General features: G+C 51.7%; 1 protein-coding gene. It reads right to left on the reverse strand.

Going from position 1 to position 201, the window contains the following annotated elements; genetic code table 11:
• A partial coding sequence (locus HMPREF2604_RS02895; RefSeq protein WP_141746414.1) for a transposase occupies positions 1-146 on the reverse strand: 146 nt, incomplete at its 3' end.
• Positions 147-201: the final 55 nt, after the last annotated feature.

Here is a 201-nt window from a genome sequence, read left to right on the forward strand (position 1 = left end):
TTGCCGGTGCCGTACTGCTTAAGCCAGGAATAAAGTGAGGAACGATTGACTCCAAGCTCTGCTGAAGCCGCGTGAAGTGAGAGGTCCTCATTGTTTTCGTAGAGGGCCACAGCATCACGTTTGAACTGTTCGGAGTACCTAGGCATGGTGGTAGATTACCTTTCTTCCCAACCCAACCGGGCTGGATATCAGGTGTCTACC

Source organism: Corynebacterium sp. HMSC055A01 (genome assembly GCF_001809405.1).
Taxonomy (GTDB): Bacteria; Actinomycetota; Actinomycetes; order Mycobacteriales; family Mycobacteriaceae; genus Corynebacterium; species Corynebacterium hesseae.